Genomic DNA, 17,589 nt, shown 5'->3' with positions numbered 1-17,589 from the left:
AGGGACGCCGAGATCGGTGCGCGGTATAGTGCCGCTGGCCGACCCGGGGTGAGAGAGGCACGTCGATGACCGCGCTGCGGGACCTGGCCGAGCTCGTCCGGGCGCCGGCCGCCCTGTCCGTCCCCGGCGACGTGGCCGCGGGCGCCGCCGCCGGGCACGCGCTCGGCCCGCGGACGCTCGGCCTGGCCTGCTCCTCCGTCTGCCTGTACTGGGCCGGGATGGCCGCCAACGACTGGGCCGACCGCCACCTCGACGCCGCCGAACGCCCCGAACGCCCGATCCCCTCCGGCCGGGTACGCCCGGGTACGGCCCTCGGCGTGGCCGCCGGGCTCACCGCCGCGGGCCTCACCATCGCCGGCCTCACCGGCGGCCGCAGGGCCCTGGCGGTCGCGGTGCCGCTGGCGGGCGCGATCTGGGCGTACGATCTGGCCGCCAAGAACACGCGCGCCGGCCCCCTGGTGATGGCGGTGTGCCGCGGCCTCGACGTGCTGCTGGGCGCGGCCCCAGGGCTCTCGCCCCAGGGGCGCACACCTCCCGGGCACCGGGCCCGCGGAAGCACGCGGCCCCGGGACCTCGCGGGCGGCGGCGGTCCTGCGCCCACCCGCCCGGCCTGCGGCAGCTCCGTGGCCGCCGCGCTGCCCGCCGCCCTCACCGTCGCCGCCCACACCTACCTCCTCACCGGCCTGTCGCTGGGCGAGACCTCCGGCACCACCCGCCACCGCCCCGCCGCCACCCTGGCGGGCACCGTCGCCCTGGCCGCCACCACCGCCTTCCGGCGCACCGAGCACGATCCCGAGGTCGCCGCCTTCCGGCGCACCGAACGCGACCCCGAGGCCGCCACCGGCTTCCGGCGCACCGAACGCGACCTCGAGGCCGCCGCCGCGCGGGCCGTCCTCGCGAGCTGGTACGCCTCCCAGTTCGGCACCACCCAAGCCCGAGCCGTCGCGGACCCGTCGCCGCAGCGGGTGCGGGACGCCGTCACGGCCGGCATCGTCAGCCTGCCCGCCCTCCAGGGCGCCCTGGTCGCGCGGGCAGGAGCGCCCCGCCTCGGGCTGGCGCTCGCCGCGATGGTCCCGCTGGCCCGCCGGCTGGCCAGGAAGTTGTCCCCGACATGATCAGATTCGGTTACGGCACCAACGGCTTCGCCAACCACCGCCTCCCCGACGCCCTCGACGTCATCGCCGGCCTCGGCTACACCGGCGTGGCGCTCACCCTCGACCACCACCACCTCGACCCCTACGCCGGCGGGCTCGCGCGGCGCGTGGCCGAGGTCGCCGACCGCCTGCGGACACTCGGCCTCGGGGTGGTCGTCGAGACCGGCGCCCGCTACCTGCTCGACCCCCGCCGCAAGCACGCCCCCACGCTGCTGGACGACGACCGCGACCAGCGCGTCGGCTTCCTGCGCACGGCCGTGGCCATCGGCGCCGACCTGGGCGCGGAGGCGGTGTCGTTCTGGTCGGGGGTCCGGCCGGCGCACGTGCCGCCGGACCTGGCCTGGGACCGGCTGGTGGACGGGTGCGCGCGGGTGCTGGAGGAGGCCCGCGGGGTGCCGCTGGGGTTCGAGCCGGAGCCGGGGATGCTCGTCGACACGATCGCCGGCTGGCACGCGCTGCGCCGGCAGCTCGGCGGGCCGGACGGCTTCGGCCTCACCCTGGACATCGGCCACTGCCGCTGCAACGAGCCCGACCCCGTGCCCGACTGCGTGACGGCGGTGGGCCCGTACCTGGTCAACGTCCAGATCGACGACATGCGCCGGGGCACGCACGAGCACCTGGAGTTCGGCGAGGGGGAGATCGACTTCCCGCCGGTGCTGCGCGCGCTCGCCGGCACCGGCTACCGCGGCCTGGTCGCCGTCGAGCTGCCGCGCCACTCGCACGCCGCCCCGGACGTCGCCGCCCGCTCCCTCGCCTTCCTCCGCGACGCCGAGCGAGCATCCGCCCGCCAGGACGGGCAGGAATCCGAAGGAGGCAGAACGTGATGCCACCCGAGCGGCTGCACGCCGCACTCCGCGACACCCCGAACGGCGCCTGGCTGGACGAGGCGCTGGCCAGCCCCGGCACGCTCACCCGCTCGTTCGCCGCCGCGGGAAGGCGCACCGGCCGGGCCCCGCTGCCGGGCGTGCCCGGCTGGACCGCCGACGAGGCCGCCAGAGCCCTGCTGCTGGCGGCCCTGCCGCCCGGCCGCGTCGCCGCGGAGGCCCACGACCTCTACCACCACGGCGACGCCGACGAGAAACGCGCCGTCCTCAAGGCCCTCCCCCTGCTCCCCATCGGCACGGACGCGGTGCCCCTCCTGCGCGACGCCATCCGCACGAACGACGCCCGCCTGCTGGCCGCCGCCCTCGGCCCGTACGCCGCCCATCTCGACCAGGCCACCTGGCGGCAGGCGGTGCTCAAGTGCGTGTTCATGGGGGTCCCGCTGGCCGAGGTGGACCGGCTGGACGAGCGGGCCGACGCCGAGCTGGCCGCGATGCTGGCCGCGTTCGCCGAGGAGCGGGAGGCGGCCGGCCGCCCCATGCCCGGCGACGCCGCCGCCCTGCTCAGCCGTCTCACCAGTGACCTCACCATCGAGGAGACCTGATGCGCATCTTCGACCCGCACATCCACATGACCTCGCGCACCACCGACGACTACGCGCGCATGGCCGCCGCCGGGATCGTGGCCGTCGTGGAGCCGTCCTTCTGGCTGGGCCAGCCGCGCACCGGCCCCGGCTCGTTCGCCGACTACTTCGACTCGCTCCTCGGCTGGGAGCCGTACCGGGCCGCCCAGTTCGGCGTGGTCCACCACGCCACGATCGCGCTCAACCCCAAGGAGGCCAACGACCCGCGCTGCCGCCCCGTCCTCGACCTGCTGCCCCGCTACCTGGACAAGGACCGCGTGGTGGCGGTCGGCGAGATCGGCTACGACTCCATGACCCCGGAGGAGGACGACGCCTTCGAGCGCCAGCTCGCCCTGGCCGTCGAGCACGAGCTGCCCGCGCTGGTGCACACCCCGCACCGCGACAAGGCCGCCGGCACCCGCCGCACGCTCGACCTCGTCAAGGCCTCCGGCATCGAGCCGGGCCGCGTCGCCGTCGACCACCTCAACGAGGTCACCATCGACCTCGTGCACGGCTCCGGCTGCTGGATGGGCTTCTCCATCTATCCCGAGACCAAGATGTCGCCGCCGCGCATGGTCGAGCTGCTGCGCAAGTACGGCACGGAGCGCGTGCTGGTCAACTCGGCCGCCGACTGGGGCGTCTCCGACCCGCTGCTCACCCTGGCGACCGCCGAGGCGATGCTGGCCGCCGGGTTCGGCGAGGACGACGTGGACCGGGTCATGTGGCGCAACCCCGTGGAGTTCTACGCCCAGTCGGGCCGCCTCGACCTGACCGGCGTCACCGGGGCGGCCGAGCCCACGTTCGCCGGCAGCTCCATCAAGCGCGGCGGCGAGTGATGCGGCTGCGGCACCGCTCGGGCACGACGCTGCACCTCGGCTACTGCACGAACGTGCACCCGGCCGAGGACCTCGACGGCATCATCGCCCAGTTCGACACCTACGCGGTCCCGATCAGGGAGCGGCTCGGCGGCGACGTCCTGGGGCTGGGGCTGTGGCTGGCCGCGCCCGTGGCCGAGGTCCTGGCCGCCGACCCCGGCCCGCGCGCCAGGCTGCGCCGGGAGCTGACCGCGCGGGGCCTGGAGGTCGTGACGCTGAACGGGTTCCCGTACCGGTCCTTCCACGACCCGGTCGTCAAGCACGCCGTCTACCACCCCGACTGGACCAGCGGGGAGCGGCTGTCGTACACGGTCCACCTGGCCCGCATCCTGGCAGACCTGCTCCCCGACGACGCCGCCAGGGGGTCGGTCTCGACCCTGCCGCTCGCCTGGCGCGAGCCCTGGAACGCCACCATGGCGGACCAGGCGGCCCGCCGCCTCGACCAGCTCGCCGCCGGGCTGGCCGCCGTCGAGTCGGCGACCGGGAGGGTGGTGCGGGTGGCGTTCGAACCCGAGCCGGGCTGCGTCGTGGAGACGACCGGGCAGGCGATCGCCCACCTGGCCCGCGCCGACACCGGGCGGCTCGGCATCTGCCTGGACCTGGCCCACCTGGCCTGCGCGTGGGAGGAGCCGGCCGCCGCGCTGAAGGCCCTGCGGGCCGGCGGCCTGCCGATCGTCAAGGTCCAGGTCTCCGCGGCTGTGGAGAGCGCCGACCCGCGGGCGCTGCGCGAGTACGCCGAGCCGCGCTTCCTGCACCAGACCCGCAACCCGCACGGCGGCGCGGCCGACGACCTGGACGAGGCGTTCGCCCGCGACCTGCCGGGGCCGTGGCGGGTCCACTACCACGTGCCGCTGCACGCCGACCCCGCCCCGCCCCTGGCCACCACCACGCCGGTGCTGCGCGAGGCGCTCAAGGAGCTGGCCGGCGGGCCCGAGCCGCTGTGCGACCACTACGACGTGGAGACCTACACCTGGGGCGTGCTGCCGCCCGCGCTGCGCCCGCAGACCCCGCGACAGCTCGCCGAGGGCATCGCCGACGAGCTGGACTTCGCCCGCACGCAACTGCGCGACCTCGGAGTGACGGCATGACCAAGCTGCTGGTCCTTGACGTGGTGGGGCTGACCCCGAGACTGCTGGCCCACATGCCGCGGCTGCGCGCGCTGGCCGCGGACGGTTTCCAGGCCGGGCTCGGCACCGTGCTGCCGGCGGTCACCTGCTCGGCGCAGTCCACGTTCCTGACGGGCCTGCCGCCGTCCGGGCACGGGATCGTGGGCAACGGCTGGTACTTCCGCGACCTCGGCGAGGTGCTGCTCTGGCGGCAGCACCACGCGCTGGTCGGCGGCGAGAAGCTGTGGCAGGCCGCGCGCCGCGACCGGCCCGGCTACACGGTGGCCAACGTGTGCTGGTGGTACGCCATGGGCGCCGACGTCGACTGGACCGTCACGCCCCGCCCGATCTACCGCGCCGACGGCCGCAAGGACCCCGACTGCTACACCGACCCGCCTGGGCTGCACGACGAGCTGACCGCGAAGCTCGGCACGTTCCCGCTGTTCAGCTACTGGGGGCCGGGCGCGGGCATCGCGTCGTCGGCCTGGATCTGCCGGGCCGCCGAGCACGTCATGGCCGTCCACGACCCCGACCTGACGCTCGTCTACGTGCCGCACCTCGACTACGACCTGCAGCGCCACGGACCCTCCGACCCGCGCGCCGCCGCCGCGGCGGCCGAGCTCGACACCGTGCTGGCCCCGCTGCTGGACGCGGCGGCGGGCCGGACCACGGTGGTGCTGTCGGAGTACGGCATCACCGACGTCTCCCGGCCGGTGGACGTCAACCGCGCCCTGCGCGCCGAGGGGCTGCTGCGCGTGCACACCCAGGACGGCATGGAGTACCTGGACCCGTGGACGTCACGCGCGTTCGCCGTCGCCGACCACCAGATCGCGCACGTCTACGTCCGCGACCCCGCCGACGTGCCGGCCGTGGCCAAGCTGTGCGCCTCCATCGAGGGCGTCGCCACCGTGCTCGACCAGGACGGCAAGGCCGCGCACGGCCTGGACCACCCGCGCTCGGGCGAGCTGGTCCTGCTCGCCGAGCCGGACTCCTGGTTCACCTACTACTACTGGCTCGACGACGCGCGCGCCCCCGACTTCGCCCGCGTCGTCGAGATCCACCGCAAGCCCGGCTACGACCCGGCCGAGCTCTTCTTCGACCCGGCCGCCCCGGGCGCGGCCAAGCGGCGGGCCGGGCTGGCGCTGCTGCGCAAGAAGGCGGGCCTGCGCTACGTGATGAGCGTCGTCGGCCTCGACGCGGGCGCCCGCGCCGTGCGCGGCTCCCACGGCCTGCTGCCCGCCGACCCCGCCGACGCGCCCGTCCTGCTCTGCTCGGGCCCGGACCCGGCGGGTAAGCCTGCCCCGCCGCACTACGCGGCCACGGAGGTGAAGGACCTGCTGCTGCGCCTGGCTCAGTCGTAGAGGTGACAGGCGACCTCGCTGCCGTCGCCGGGCCGTCGCCGGGCCGTCGCCGGGCCCTCGCCGGGCCCTCGCTGGGCCGCCGCGCCCGGCGCCGCTCCCGCCCGTCGGGGCGGGTGGCCGGGCTCGCCGAACCACTTGTCCGGGTACGGCCAGGACTCACCCGGCTTCCCCGGGGAGCCGCGCCCGTGGAAGATCGGATATCGGCCCGGACCTGCCCGCATCCGGCGTAAGGTGTGCCGATGTGAAGCGCGACCGCCGCCCCCGCTCCCTCCTGGCAGCCGCGGCGGGCCTGGCCGCCCTCGCCCCCGTCTACTACCTCACCGAAGCCGCCGCCCGCTGCCTGCGCGCCGGCCACACCGCCTTCACCCCGGCCCCCACCGGCCTGGCCTTCCTGGCGGCCGTGGCCGTCATCGTCACGCTCCTCACCGCCCGGCCTGCCGCCGCGCTGGGCTGCGGGGTGCCGCTGATGGCGGCCGGCGTCCTGTTCGCCCTCGACCTGGACGCCGCGATGGGCCTGGCGGCCACCCTGCCCTGGGCGCGTACCGGCGGCCTGCCGTGGTCCCCGCCGGGCGGCGCGCCGTGGGCCGAACTCGCCGAGCCGCCCGGCACCCTGGCCGGCATCAGCGGCCTGTACGCGCTCATCGGCGGCCTCCTCGTGCTCTCGGCGCTGTCCCGGGCTCGCCGGCGATCTATCCTGGACGTGTGAGCGGGCGGGATCCGGATCGGCGCAGGGCGCTGCTCGACGCGGCCGACCGGGTCATCACGAACGAGGGCCCCGGCGTGTCGATGGCGGCCATCGCCGCCGAGGCGGGCATCACCAAGCCCATCCTCTACCGCCACTTCGGCGACAAGCACGGCCTCTACCAGGCCCTGGCCGACCGCCACGTGCGCACCGTCATCGCCCAGCTCCGCCCCGGGTTCGCCGCGACGGGGGCCGACCTGCGCGGCAGGGCCAGGGCGGCCATCGGCGTCTACCTCGACGTGATCTCCGCCAACCGCAACCTCTACCGGTTCCTGTTCCACCGGGCAGGTGCCGAGGACAGCAGGGTCCGCTCCCACATGACCTCGCTGGTGCGCAGCCTGGGGGAGGAGCTCGGCGGGGTGCTGGCCGCCGAGCGGGTGGTGCCCGACCCGACGCGCGCCCAGGTCCTCGGCCACGCCTTCGTCGGCATGGTGCAGACGACCGGCGACTGGTGGCTCGACCACCCGGAGGTGGACCGCGACCAGGTGGTGGAGGGCCTGGTGGACGTGATCGCCGGCGCGCTCGCTCCCCTGGACGCGAGAGCCGCCCACGCCGCCGGGCACGGCTGAGCCCGACCCGGACAGCGCGCGTTCACCAGCGCGCGTTCACCAGCGGGTGACGGGGCGCGGGTTCTCCGGCCGCTCGCGCAGCAGCCGCAGCAGGTCCCACTCGTTCTCGCACACCCGCCGCCCGATCGCGGCCAGCTCCACGGAGCGGGCGCCGCCGCGCAGGTGCCGCATGGTCTGCATGACGCAGATGACGCCCCACTTGAGCACGCCGAACGTCTCCCACCAGCGCAGCGCGTCACGATCGACGGCCTGCCCGCCGGCCTCCTCGTAGGCGTGCACGAGGTCGCTGTAGCCGCCGAACCCGCCCACCGGCAGCGGCGAGCCGAACCGCCACGCCTTCACGCACAGCCACCCGAGATCCTCCAGGGGGTCGCCGGCGTGCGCGAGCTCCCAGTCGAGCACCGCCCTGATGCCCTCCGGCCCGACGATGAGGTTGCCGTTGCGGAAGTCGCCGTGCACGACCGTGTGCCGCCGGCCGCGCGGGCGCGTGGCCGCCAGCCGCCGCAGCGCCAGCTCGAACACCGGGTGCGGCTCGCCGAGCTGGTCGAGCACCTCCCGCCAGCGCAGCAGCGGGTCCTGCGGCCCGGCCCGCCGTTCCTCCGGCGGCAGGGCCGACAGCGGCATGCGGTGGATGGCGGCCAGCGCCTGACCGCACTGCCGCGCCAGCCGCGGCCTGGCGGCCGCGTAGGCGTCGTCACGCAGGATCTTGCGCGGGATCGTCTCGCCGGGGACGCGGGTCATGAGGATGTACGACTCCCCGCAGGCGATGATCCGCGGCACCGGCACCCCGGCCCCGGCCGCGGCCCGCATCAGCCTCGCCTCCGCGGCCAGGCCCGCACCGGCCTCCGGCGCGGCGCCCGGGGAGTCGAGCCGCAGGATCAGCTCGTGCCTGCCGCCGCCGGGCGTGGCCACGTCGAGCGCCCACGTCTCCCGCGAGGCCCCGCCGGGCAGCCGGGCGCCGGCCTCGATCGTCGCCTGCTCCCCGAACGCCTCGCGGACGATCGCATGCCGATCGCTCATCGGGCCGCCTCGCGGATGGTCGCGTGCCGGGCGGTCATCGCAGGCCGAACTCCCAGGAGCCGCCCGCCGCGTACTCGCCCAGGATCCGCCGCCCCACGGAGTCGATGTGCACCTCGTCGGGGCCGTCGTAGATGCGCCCGGCCCGCGCGTGCCGGTACATGCGCTCCAGCGGCGTGTCGGGCGTCAGCCCCGCGGCGCCGTACACCTGGATGGCCCGGTCGATCACGTTGTGCAGCATGCGCGCGCCGACCACCTTGATCGCCCCGATCTCCACCCGGGCCTGCGAGCCCCGGTCGATCGCCTCGGCGGCGTGCAGCGTGAGCAGCCGCGCGGACTGGATCTCGGTGTAGGAGTCGAACACGTGCTGCCGCATGAGCTGCTTGGCCGCCAGCGGCTGCCCGAACGCCGTGCGCTCGTGCAGCCGCAGGCACATCAGGTCGAAGGCCCGCTGCGCCTGCCCCAGCCAGCGCATGCAGTGGAAGATGCGCCCGGGGCCGAGCCGCCGCTGCGCGATGACGAAGCCCTGCCCGCGCTCCCCGAGCAGGCTCGACGCCGGGACGCGGACGTCGTCGTAGCGCACCTCGCAGTGCGCCCCGTCCAGGCCCAGCACCGGCGTCTCCCGGACGATCGTGTACCCCGGCGTGTCGGTCGGCACCACGATCATGGAGAAGGCGCGATGCGGCGGGGCGTCCTGCTCGGTCCTGCACATCACGGTCGTGTACGCCGCCCGCGACGCCCCGGTCGTGAACCACTTGTGCCCGTTGATCACCCATTCGCCGCCGTCGAGCACGGCGCGCGTGCTGATCTGCGTGGGGTCGCTGCTGGAGACGCCCGGCTCGGTCATCGCGAAGCTGGGCGAGATGTCGCCGCGCACCAGCGGCTCCAGGAACCGCTCGCGCTGCTCGGGCGAGGCGTGCTCGTGCAGCATCAGCGAGTCCTGGAGCGTGTACGTGCCCAGCGCGAGCTGCCCGTACTCGCTGCGCCCCTGCACCTCGTTGACGTAGACGTAGTCGAGGAACGGCAGGCCGCCGCCGCCCAGCTCGCGCGGATGGCCGAGGGCCCACAGGCCCTCCTTCCTGGCCTGCGCGCGCAGCTCGTCCAGGGCCGCCGCGGCCGCGGGCCCGCCCGCGTGCAGCACGGGCTCGGCGGGCTCGACCCGCTCGATCATGAACGCGTGCACGGCATCGCGCACCGGCCGGACGCTGTCAGGGACCGCGAAGCTCATGATTGGCACCCAACCCGAAACCCGGGCACCGGTCAACGGCTCAGGGCAGCCAGCTCACCCTGTCGCGCAGGAAGGCGTACCCGACGAAGGCGACGGCGTCGATGAGCGTGTGCGCCATGATCAGCGGCATGGAGCGCCCCCACTTCTGGTACGCCCGCCCGAACACCAGCCCCATCACCACGTTCCCGACGAACCCGCCGAAGCCCTGATACAGGTGGTACGACCCGCGCAGCAGCGACGACACCACCACCGCCTTCCACGGCGTCCACCCGGCCTGCCCCAGCCGGTGCAGCAGGTACCCGGCGACGATGACCTCCTCCAGCACCCCGTTCTGCGCGGCGGCCAGCAGCAGCACCGGCACCTGCCACCACTCCCCGGGCAGCGCTCCCGGCACCACGGTCAGGTTCACGCCCGCCGCCCACACCGCCAGGTAGAACGCCAGTCCGGAGCCGCCGATCGCGGCGGCGAGCAGCGCGCCGCGCGCCAGGTCACCGCCCGGGCGGCGGAAGTCCGCGCCGATCGTCCGCAGCGACTCGCCCGAGCGCACCATCAGGTACGCCACCAGCCCCACCGGCGCCACCGCGATCGCGATCTGCACGAGCTGCAACGCCAGGTCCAGCCAGGGCCGGCCGGGCGCCATGGACCCGACGAGCACCGCCTGCTGGCCCTTGAGCTCGCGCGGCGCCGTCAGCGACCCGATCAGCCGCACGAGCGCCACCAGGGCGCTGGCGCCGAGCGAGACCGACATCACGACGAAGATCTCGGCCTTGATGAGCCGGGGTTCGAGCACGTGAGCCGGTTCGAGGGGGGACTGAGTGTGCATGTGCGCAGACTAGCCGGTACATGATCGGATGCCGATAAAGGCGACATATGCCGCGATAGCCGGTCGTAGTCGAGGCCAGGGCGGGCGGGCACGCCGGCCGCTGTGACGCCGGGGGGCGAGGCGCTCGCCCCCTTGGGAGCGGGCTCCCGCTCTGCTAAGGAGGAGCTGTGAACGCTCCGCACGACGTCCCCGCCGCGGCCGAGCTGGTGGCCGCCGTCCGCGACTTCCTCGAGACCGACGTGCTCCCGGCCGTCGAGGGCCGGGTCCGCTACCACACCCGCGTGGCCATCAACGTGCTCGGCATGGTCGAGCGGGAGATCCAGCTCGGCCCCGCCCAGGCCGAGCGGCACGCGGCGAGCCTGGCCGCGCTCGGCGTGGCGGACGACGCCGAGCTGGCCGCCGCCGTCCGCGAGGGCCGGCTGGCCGACGACGACACCCTCGTGGCGGCCCTGGAGCAGGCGGTACGCGCGAAGCTGGAGGTGGCCAACCCCGGCTATCTCGCCCAGGAATGACCGCGCGGCCCGCCCCCGGGAAGGGGACGGGCCGCGGGGCAGGACAGGGTCAGTGCGATCCGGTGAGGTCCAGGTCCTTGACCTTCGGGTCGCCCTCGTCGACGAAGTAGTCGTCCCGCGCGGTGGCGTCCTCGCCGTCGGCCACCTTCACGGCCTTGAAGATCACCGTGCCCAGGACGGCCACCACCAGGTTGACGGCCAGCGCCAGGAACCCGGCGTAGATCGTCATCTTGGTGTCGAAGCCGAAGTTCGACAGCGGGAACGCCGAGCCGCCGAAGTGCGCCTTGCCGTTGGCCGGGTTCGGGATGAGGTACAGCATCCACATGCCCGCCGAGAGGCCGGCCGCCCAGCCCGCGATCAGGCCGCCCTTGTGGAACCAGCGCGTGTAGAGGCCCAGCCCCACCGACGGCAGCGTCTGCAGGATGATCACGCCGCCGATGAGCTGCAGGTCGATCGAGAACTGCGGGTCGAGCAGCAGGATGCACAGCACCGCGCCCACCTTGACCACCAGCGACACCAGCTTGGAGACGTTGGCCTCCTGGGCGTCGGTGGCGTTCTTGTTGAGGTACTCGCGGTAGATGTTGCGGGTGAACAGGTTCGCCGCCGCGATCGACATGATCGCCGCCGGGACGAGCGCGCCGATGCCGATGGCCGCGTACGCCACGCCGGTGAACCAGTCGGGGAACATCTGGTCGAACAGCACCGGCACGATCGTGTTCGTGTCGGTCTTGCCGTTGGCCGTGACCGGCTTGGTGCCCGCCGCGATGGCCATGAAGCCGAGCAGCGCGATCAGGCCCAGCACGAGGCTGTAGGCGGGCAGCGCCGACATGTTCCGCTTGATGACGTTGCGGTTCTTGGAGGCGAGCACGCCGGTGAGGCTGTGCGGGTACAGGAACAGCGCCAGCGCCGAGCCGAACGCCAGCGTGATGTACTGGAGCTGGTTGTTGGCGTTGAGGATGTGGCCGTCGCCCGGCGCCGGGCTCGCGTCGAACTTGGCCTTGGCCGCGTCGAAGATCGAGTCCCAGCCGCCCAGCCTGGACGGGATGTAGATCACCGCGGCCAGGATCACGATGTAGATCAGCGCGTCCTTGACGAACGCGATCAGCGCGGGCGCGCGCAGGCCGGACTGGTAGGTGTAGGCGGCCAGGATCGCGAACGCGATGATGATCGGCAGGTGCCCGGTGATGCCCATCGCCTTGAGCACGGCCTCGATGCCGACGAGCTGCAGCGCGATGTACGGCATCGTCGCGACGAGCCCGGTGATCGCGATCACCAGCGCCAGCGTCGGCGACCCGAACCGGGCCCTGACGAAGTCGGCCGGCGTGACGAACCCGTGCACGTGCGAGACCGACCACATCCGCGCCAGCACCAGGAACACCAGCGGGTACACCACGACGGTGTACGGCAGCGCGTAGAACCCGAGCGCCCCGGAGCTGAACACCAGCGCGGGCACCGCCACGAAGGTGTAGGCGGTGTACAGGTCGCCGCCGATCAGGAACCAGGTGATCCAGGAGCCGAAGCTGCGCCCGCCCAGGCCCCACTCGTTCAGGCTGGCCAGGTCGGTGGGCCGCCGCCAGCGCGAGGCGACGAAGCCCATGCCGCTGACGATCAGGAACAGCACGATGAAGACGACCAGTTCGGTCGTGTGCCCGCTCACTTGGTCATCCTGTAGACGATGGTCGTGGTCACGACGCCCACCACGATGAACGCCATCTGCAGCCAGTAGAAGAGCGGGAAGCCCAGCAGGCGCGGCTCGTCGGCGTTGAACAGGAACGTCAGCAACGGCAGCACGATCGGTACGACCAGCAGCCAGTTCCACGGGCTGCGGTCGGTGCGTGGCTGCCCGGGTTCCCCGGTAGTCATCGTCCCTCCGATGAACGGATCAGGACCTGGCTGTTGACCCGGCCCTGACGTGTATGTCAATGGAGGGAGGTTAGCTTTTCGGGGATATTAAACCCAATGTCCGTCATGTTACGGTTTGGCCTAAATGTCGAGATGAAATCTCGGTATCTGAGACGGGCGCACCGCGCGGACCAGCCGAAACCCTAACGAGAGGCACCGGTGAACGGCATCGCCGATCGGCAGGCGGTCGATTACTCGCGACGAATGGTCAGGTCCTCGGCGATGTCCCGGGCGCCGTACCCGTCGGGCGCCGGTACCTCCACGATCGGATCGGGCCGGTCGTCGAACTCCAGCCGCAGCGCCCGCGCCATCGTGGCGTGCATCTCGTACAGGCACGTCACGTACGTCAGCTCCAGGATCTGCTCGTCGGGCAGGTGCCGCATGAGCACGCCGAACACCTCGTCGTGCACCCGCCCGCCGTCCAGCACCAGGGCGTCGGTGTAGGCCAGCACCGCCCGCTCCAGCTCGTCGAACAGGTCGCTGACCGCCCAGTGCGCGACCGCCCGTACCTTCTCCTCCGGCACGCCGAGCGCCCGCAGCTGCTTGCAGTGCTGGGAGTAGACGAACTGGCTCTGCCGCGCCCACCCGGCCCTGACCTGCCCCAGCTCGCGCAGCACCGGGTCCAGCGCGGTGCCCCGGTAGAGCTCGAAGCCCTTGACGCAGTGCCGGAAGATCTTCGGGTCGAGCGCGAACACCTCCCACCAGTCGCCCGGCGAGCCGGTGGCGGTGCCCCCGCCGCCGGGCAGGATCAGCCGGTCGTGGAAGAACTGGACCACCGGGTCGGTCATCTCCTCGCGCGGCACCCGGCGCAGGCGCGCCATCACACGGTCCGGTCCGCCGCGGTCCTGGGCTCGTGCCGTACGTCGCCGGGCCGCCCCACCCGCCGGGTCCAGCCGGCGAACTCGACCAGGATCCCGTCGGGGTCCTTGAAGTAGATCGACCTGACGAACACGCCGTCGTGCGGCTCGGGCGCCACGCCGAACTCGCTGTCGTCGTGGTTGAGCAGCACGCCCACGTCGATGCCCTTGGCGACGAGCCGGTCGCGGTACTCCTCGATCTTCTCCGGCGGCACGTCGAAGGCGATGTGGTTCATCGAGCCGACGGCCGACAGCAGCTCGCCGCGGTCGGGCAGGTTCTTCGGCGCCGACACGCCGGGCACGCCGTCGGGCGCGTCGGGGAACCAGAAGAAGGCCAGCGCGTTGCCGCCCCCGCAGTCGAAGAAGAAGTGCTGCCCCCAGCCCATCGGCAGCTCGATGGTCTTGATCAGCGGCATGCCCAGCACGCCGGAGTAGAAGCCGACGGTCTGCTTCATGTCCGAGCAGACCAGCGCGACGTGGTTGACCCCGCGGAGCTCGAATTCGCCGTTCATAGTAATTCCCTACTTATCACAAGGGGTCACCGAAAAACATGACATGAGGTGTCGGCTTTCCCGGGCACGATGGGCCGCATGATCGCATTGGTGGCGGGCGCGACCCGCGGAACGGGACGGGGCATCGCGGTGGCGCTCGGCGCGGCCGGCGCGACCGTCTACTGCACCGGCCGCAGCACCCGGGAGGGGCGCTCGGAGATGAACCGGCCGGAGACCATCGAGGAGACGGCCGAGCTGGTCACCGCGGCCGGCGGCACCGGCATCCCGGCCCGTACCGACTTCCTGGAACCGGACCAGGTCGCGGCCTTGGCCGAGCGCGTACGCGGCGAGCAGGGCCGGCTCGACGTGCTGGTCAACGACGTGTGGGGCAGCGACCATTTGTGGTCGTGGAACACCCCGGTCTGGCGGCACGACCAGGACAAGGGGCTGCGGCTGCTGCGGCTGGCCGTCGAGACCCACCTCATCAGCGCCCGCCACCTGCTGCCGCTGCTCATCGAGCACGAGGGCGGCCTGGTGGTCGAGGTCACCGACGGCACCTGGGAGTTCAACCAGACCCGCTACCGCGAGAACGTCTACTACGACCTGGCCAAGATGTCGGTCAACCGGCTGGGCTTCGCCTGGTCGAACGAGCTGCGCCCGTACGGGGGCACCGGGCTGGCCGTGACGCCGGGCTTCCTGCGCTCGGAGGCCATGCTGGACAACTTCGGCGTCACCGAGGACAACTGGCGCGAGGCCGAGGCGGACCCGACGTGGATGGTCTCCGAGACCCCCGCCTACCTGGGCAGGGGCGTGGCGGCCCTGGCCCGGGACCCGGACAGGCAGCGCTGGTCCGGCAGATCGGTCACGAGCGAGGAGCTGGCGCAGGCGTACGGCGTGACCGACGTGGACGGCAGCCGCCCGCGCGTGTGGAGCTACATCACCGAGGTCCGCGAGCGGAACGGCGAGAGCACCTGGAAGGACTACCGGTAGAGCCGGGCCATGCGGGCGGCGGCCTCGGCGACCATCGCCCGCAGCTCCGGCGGGTCCAGCACCTCCGCCTCCGGCCCGAACCGCAGCACCTGCGAGAACGCCACCGGCACCGACTCCACCGCCAGCCGCACGGTCCCGTCGGGCTGGAGCGAGGCCAGCGCGTCCTCCAGCGCGGCCGGGTCGGCGACGTGCCGCAACATCCGCCGCCCCCGCTCGCTGAGCCGCAGCGTGACCACCTCCCGCAGCAGCGAGCGGGTGAACTCCGCCGCCTGCTCGGCCCAGAAGGCCGCCAGGTCGAAGCCCGGATCCCGGTCGAACTGCTCCTCCAGCACCGAGATCTCGCCGAACCGGTGCACCCGGAAGATCAGGAAGCGGGTCCGGTGCCGCGCCGCCAGGTACCAGACCCCCGCCTTGAGCACCAGCCCGTACGGCTCCAGCACCCGCGGGTTGTCCTTGTAGACGGCCGAGACGCGCCGGTCCCGCCACACGGCCCTGGCCAGCGCCGCCAGCGCGGCCGGCGGCGGGTCGCCGCCCGCGAACCAGCCGGGCGCGTCCAGGTGGAAGCGCTGCGCCGCGGTCGCCGGCGCGTCCCGCAGCGCGGGCGACAGCGCGGCGGCCGCCTTCAGCCTGGCCGTGGCCGCCACGTCCTGCAGCCCCATCTCGCGCAGCGCCGCCGGCACCCCCGACAGGAACAGCGCCTCCGCCTCGGCCCTGTCCAGCCCGGTCAGCCGGGTGCGGTACCCGTCGAGCAGGCGGTAGCCGCCGCCCCGCCCCCGGTCGGCGTAGACCGGCACGCCCGCCTCCGACAGCGCCAGCACGTCGCGGTGCACCGTGCGCTCGGAGACCTCCAGCTCCCTGGCCAGCTCGGCCGCCGTCATCCCGCCCCGGCCCTGCAGCAGCAGGACCAGCGACATCAAGCGTGAGGCGCGCACAGCGGCAGCACCACGGCGGAGGGGCGGTCGGGGGAGTGGAAGACCTCGACGTCGGCGGGCGCCATCGTGCCGCCCGCGCCGAGGAGGTCGCCGGTGCCGTGGTTGCGGGCGATCGCCGGGTACGCCCCCGCCGCCACGTGCACCCTGATCCGGTGGCCGCGGCGGAACCGGTGCGCCATCGGCCACAGGTCCACGTCCACCCGGCGCACGCCGTTCTGACCGCCGCCGAGGCGGCGCACGCCCTCGCACACGTTCATGGAGCGCCCGTCCGGGTGCACGTCGCACACCCGCACGACCACGTCCGCGGACGGGGTGCTGGAGCGCACGAACAGCTCCGCGCGTACCGGGCCGACCATCTCCACGTCCGACTCCAGCGCCGGCGAGCTGTAGACCAGCACGTCGCGGCGCTGCTCCAGCCGCCGCTGGTCGCGCGGCCTGGAGTCGCCCAGCAGGACGGGGCCGCCGATCGACGGCGTCGGATGGGACGGGTGGTAGCGGAAGCGGTCCGGCTCCGCCTCCAGCGGCCCCTCGACGCCGAGCCCGAACCCGTGCTGCAGGTGCCAGCGCTGCTCCCGCATGCCGGGCACCGGCCAGTCGGGGTGGTCGCGCCACTCCTCGGCCCCCGTCACGTAGATCCGCACCGGGTCGGGGCGCAGCAGCGAGCGGTCGCCGAGCAGGTGCGCGCGGAACCAGGCCGACGCCTCGGTCATCGTCGGCCGGCCGTGCCGGGCGTCGATGTGGTACCAGGGCCCGATCGTCAGGTACGGCCGCCGGCCCGCCGCCCGCAGCGCCGCGTAGTCCTTGAGCTGCCAGGGCAGGAACACGTCGTACCAGCCGCCCAGCATGGTGACCGCGGCTTCCACCTCGCCCACCTTGGCGGAGAAGTCGCGCTTGTCCCAGTACGGCGCGGCCGGGTCGCCGTGATGCGTGAGGAGGTCCCGGTAGAACGGCAGCGGCCGCCCCGCCGAGGCCAGGTCGAGCTCCGCCACGGGACGGCCCGACAGCACCGCCCGGCGGGTGAGCCGGGGCGCGGTCAGCACCGAGGCGCCGCCGAAGCGGCGCGACATGCCGTCGGTGAGCGTGGTCCAGCTCAGCGCCGACTCCAGCGCGAACGCGCCGCCCACGTACGCCGCGTCCCTGAACTGGGAGGCGGTGATCTGCAGGGCCATGGCCTTGAGCTCCGATCCGGCGTAGGGCGCGACGGCCCACTGCGTGTAGCCGAGATAGGAGGGGCCGAACATCGCGAACGAGCCACCGTACCAGGACTGCTCGCGCAGCCACGCCACGGTGGCCAGGCCGTCCTCGTGCTCGTCGCCGAGCGGGTCCAGCAGGCCGCCGGAGCCGAAACCGCCCCGGCAGCTCTGGATGACGACGTGGAAGCCCTGCCGGGCGAACCCGCGGCCGTAGAACCAGCCGAACAGGCCGCGCCGGCCGTACGGGGAGCGCACCAGGATGACGGGGGCCCGCTCCCCGCCCGCGGGGGCGTAGTGGTCGGCCAGCAGCCTCACGCCGTCGGGCATCGGCACCGGTAGATCACGCTGGAGCCGTACGCGTCTCATATACCAACCAGTAACATAAGCCGCCCG

Annotated in this window: 20 protein-coding genes; 10 read left to right on the top strand and 10 right to left on the bottom strand. The window is 73.6% G+C overall.

Features of this window, described 5'->3' with window-relative positions; genetic code table 11:
• Positions 1-65 precede the first annotated feature (65 nt).
• The 6 genes from ACBJ32_RS07395 to ACBJ32_RS07370 are packed head-to-tail and all read left to right on the top strand — an operon-like array spanning position 66 to position 5,940.
• The gene (locus tag ACBJ32_RS07395; RefSeq protein WP_375126066.1) at positions 66-1,115 is read left to right on the top strand and encodes an SCO3242 family prenyltransferase; all 1,050 of its coding nucleotides are present in this window, start codon (positions 66-68) and stop codon (positions 1,113-1,115) included.
• On the top strand, positions 1,112-1,978 hold the full coding sequence (locus ACBJ32_RS07390) for a sugar phosphate isomerase/epimerase family protein (RefSeq protein WP_375126065.1): 867 nt from the start codon (positions 1,112-1,114) through the stop codon (positions 1,976-1,978). Before ACBJ32_RS07395 ends, ACBJ32_RS07390 begins: the two co-directional genes overlap by 4 nt.
• Positions 1,978-2,580 carry an EboA domain-containing protein gene (locus ACBJ32_RS07385; protein WP_375126935.1) on the top strand — a complete coding sequence of 201 codons (603 nt, stop codon included), beginning with the start codon at positions 1,978-1,980 and terminating at the stop codon, positions 2,578-2,580. Before ACBJ32_RS07390 ends, ACBJ32_RS07385 begins: the two co-directional genes overlap by 1 nt.
• The gene (locus tag ACBJ32_RS07380; protein ID WP_375126064.1) at positions 2,580-3,434 is read left to right on the top strand and encodes a TatD family hydrolase; all 855 of its coding nucleotides are present in this window, start codon (positions 2,580-2,582) and stop codon (positions 3,432-3,434) included. The genes ACBJ32_RS07385 and ACBJ32_RS07380 overlap by 1 nt, the downstream gene beginning before the upstream one ends.
• Positions 3,434-4,561 carry a metabolite traffic protein EboE gene (gene eboE, locus ACBJ32_RS07375; protein WP_375126063.1) on the top strand — a complete coding sequence of 376 codons (1,128 nt, stop codon included), beginning with the start codon at positions 3,434-3,436 and terminating at the stop codon, positions 4,559-4,561. Before ACBJ32_RS07380 ends, eboE begins: the two co-directional genes overlap by 1 nt.
• Positions 4,558-5,940, top strand: coding sequence for a nucleotide pyrophosphatase/phosphodiesterase family protein (locus ACBJ32_RS07370; protein WP_375126062.1), 1,383 nt, complete (start codon positions 4,558-4,560; stop codon positions 5,938-5,940). The genes eboE and ACBJ32_RS07370 overlap by 4 nt, the downstream gene beginning before the upstream one ends.
• Here ACBJ32_RS07370 and ACBJ32_RS07365 read toward each other — a convergent pair.
• Positions 5,931-6,161: a hypothetical protein gene (locus tag ACBJ32_RS07365; protein WP_375126061.1), complete on the bottom strand. Its 231-nt coding sequence runs from the start codon at positions 6,159-6,161 to the stop codon at positions 5,931-5,933. The genes ACBJ32_RS07370 and ACBJ32_RS07365 overlap by 10 nt on opposite strands.
• 20 nt (positions 6,162-6,181) lie before the next feature.
• Between ACBJ32_RS07365 and ACBJ32_RS07360 the strand changes: the two genes are divergently transcribed.
• Together ACBJ32_RS07360 and ACBJ32_RS07355 are read left to right on the top strand one after the other, a co-directional pair.
• Entirely contained in the window at positions 6,182-6,646 is a 465-nt protein-coding gene (locus ACBJ32_RS07360) for a hypothetical protein (protein WP_375126060.1), read from the top strand.
• Positions 6,643-7,251: a TetR/AcrR family transcriptional regulator gene (locus ACBJ32_RS07355; protein ID WP_357884196.1), complete on the top strand. Its 609-nt coding sequence runs from the start codon at positions 6,643-6,645 to the stop codon at positions 7,249-7,251. Before ACBJ32_RS07360 ends, ACBJ32_RS07355 begins: the two co-directional genes overlap by 4 nt.
• Positions 7,252-7,287: 36 nt before the next feature.
• Here ACBJ32_RS07355 and ACBJ32_RS07350 read toward each other — a convergent pair whose 3' ends face one another.
• From ACBJ32_RS07350 to ACBJ32_RS07340, 3 genes are read right to left on the bottom strand one after another with little or no spacing between them, the layout of a single operon-like run.
• Positions 7,288-8,271, bottom strand: a complete 984-nt coding sequence (locus ACBJ32_RS07350; RefSeq protein ID WP_375126059.1) for a phosphotransferase family protein — start codon at positions 8,269-8,271, stop codon at positions 7,288-7,290.
• 34 nt (positions 8,272-8,305) lie between these two features.
• Positions 8,306-9,496, bottom strand: a complete 1,191-nt coding sequence (locus tag ACBJ32_RS07345) for an acyl-CoA dehydrogenase family protein (RefSeq protein ID WP_375126058.1) — start codon at positions 9,494-9,496, stop codon at positions 8,306-8,308.
• Between the two features lie 40 nt (positions 9,497-9,536).
• Positions 9,537-10,319 (bottom strand): CPBP family intramembrane glutamic endopeptidase, encoded by a 783-nt coding sequence (locus tag ACBJ32_RS07340; RefSeq protein WP_357884202.1) that lies wholly within the window; start codon positions 10,317-10,319, stop codon positions 9,537-9,539.
• Between the two features lie 167 nt (positions 10,320-10,486).
• On the opposite strand from ACBJ32_RS07340, the gene ACBJ32_RS07335 reads away from it, so the two are divergent.
• Positions 10,487-10,831 carry a DUF6285 domain-containing protein gene (locus tag ACBJ32_RS07335; RefSeq protein ID WP_375126057.1) on the top strand — a complete coding sequence of 115 codons (345 nt, stop codon included), beginning with the start codon at positions 10,487-10,489 and terminating at the stop codon, positions 10,829-10,831.
• A gap of 49 nt (positions 10,832-10,880) precedes the next feature.
• Here ACBJ32_RS07335 and mctP read toward each other — a convergent pair whose 3' ends face one another.
• The 4 genes from mctP to ACBJ32_RS07315 all read right to left on the bottom strand — a co-directional run bounded on the left by mctP (position 10,881) and on the right by ACBJ32_RS07315 (position 14,102).
• Complete coding sequence (mctP, locus tag ACBJ32_RS07330) at positions 10,881-12,488, bottom strand: monocarboxylate uptake permease MctP (protein WP_357884206.1); 1,608 nt, start codon at positions 12,486-12,488, stop codon at positions 10,881-10,883.
• On the bottom strand, positions 12,485-12,694 hold the full coding sequence (locus ACBJ32_RS07325) for a DUF3311 domain-containing protein (protein WP_185105968.1): 210 nt from the start codon (positions 12,692-12,694) through the stop codon (positions 12,485-12,487). Before ACBJ32_RS07325 ends, mctP begins: the two co-directional genes overlap by 4 nt.
• Positions 12,695-12,924: 230 nt before the next feature.
• Complete coding sequence (locus ACBJ32_RS07320; protein ID WP_357884208.1) at positions 12,925-13,554, bottom strand: carboxymuconolactone decarboxylase family protein; 630 nt, start codon at positions 13,552-13,554, stop codon at positions 12,925-12,927.
• Positions 13,554-14,102: a VOC family protein gene (locus ACBJ32_RS07315; RefSeq protein WP_375126056.1), complete on the bottom strand. Its 549-nt coding sequence runs from the start codon at positions 14,100-14,102 to the stop codon at positions 13,554-13,556. Before ACBJ32_RS07315 ends, ACBJ32_RS07320 begins: the two co-directional genes overlap by 1 nt.
• A 78-nt stretch (positions 14,103-14,180) precedes the next feature.
• Here ACBJ32_RS07315 and ACBJ32_RS07310 point away from each other — a divergent pair, with 78 nt between their 5' ends.
• Positions 14,181-15,071 (top strand): SDR family oxidoreductase, encoded by an 891-nt coding sequence (locus tag ACBJ32_RS07310; protein ID WP_357884212.1) that lies wholly within the window; start codon positions 14,181-14,183, stop codon positions 15,069-15,071.
• Here ACBJ32_RS07310 and ACBJ32_RS07305 read toward each other — a convergent pair.
• Both ACBJ32_RS07305 and ACBJ32_RS07300 read right to left on the bottom strand, forming a co-directional pair.
• Positions 15,062-16,003 carry a helix-turn-helix transcriptional regulator gene (locus ACBJ32_RS07305; protein ID WP_375126055.1) on the bottom strand — a complete coding sequence of 314 codons (942 nt, stop codon included), beginning with the start codon at positions 16,001-16,003 and terminating at the stop codon, positions 15,062-15,064. The two genes, ACBJ32_RS07310 and ACBJ32_RS07305, sit on opposite strands and share 10 nt — an antisense overlap.
• Complete coding sequence (locus ACBJ32_RS07300; protein ID WP_375126054.1) at positions 15,985-17,562, bottom strand: CocE/NonD family hydrolase; 1,578 nt, start codon at positions 17,560-17,562, stop codon at positions 15,985-15,987. The genes ACBJ32_RS07305 and ACBJ32_RS07300 overlap by 19 nt, the downstream gene beginning before the upstream one ends.
• Positions 17,563-17,589: the final 27 nt, after the last annotated feature.

This window comes from Nonomuraea sp. GTA35 (genome assembly GCF_041950525.1).
GTDB lineage: Bacteria > Actinomycetota > Actinomycetes > Streptosporangiales > Streptosporangiaceae > Nonomuraea.
Note: the sequence above shows the minus strand (reverse complement) of the source record. Positions and strands in the feature narration are given on the sequence as shown.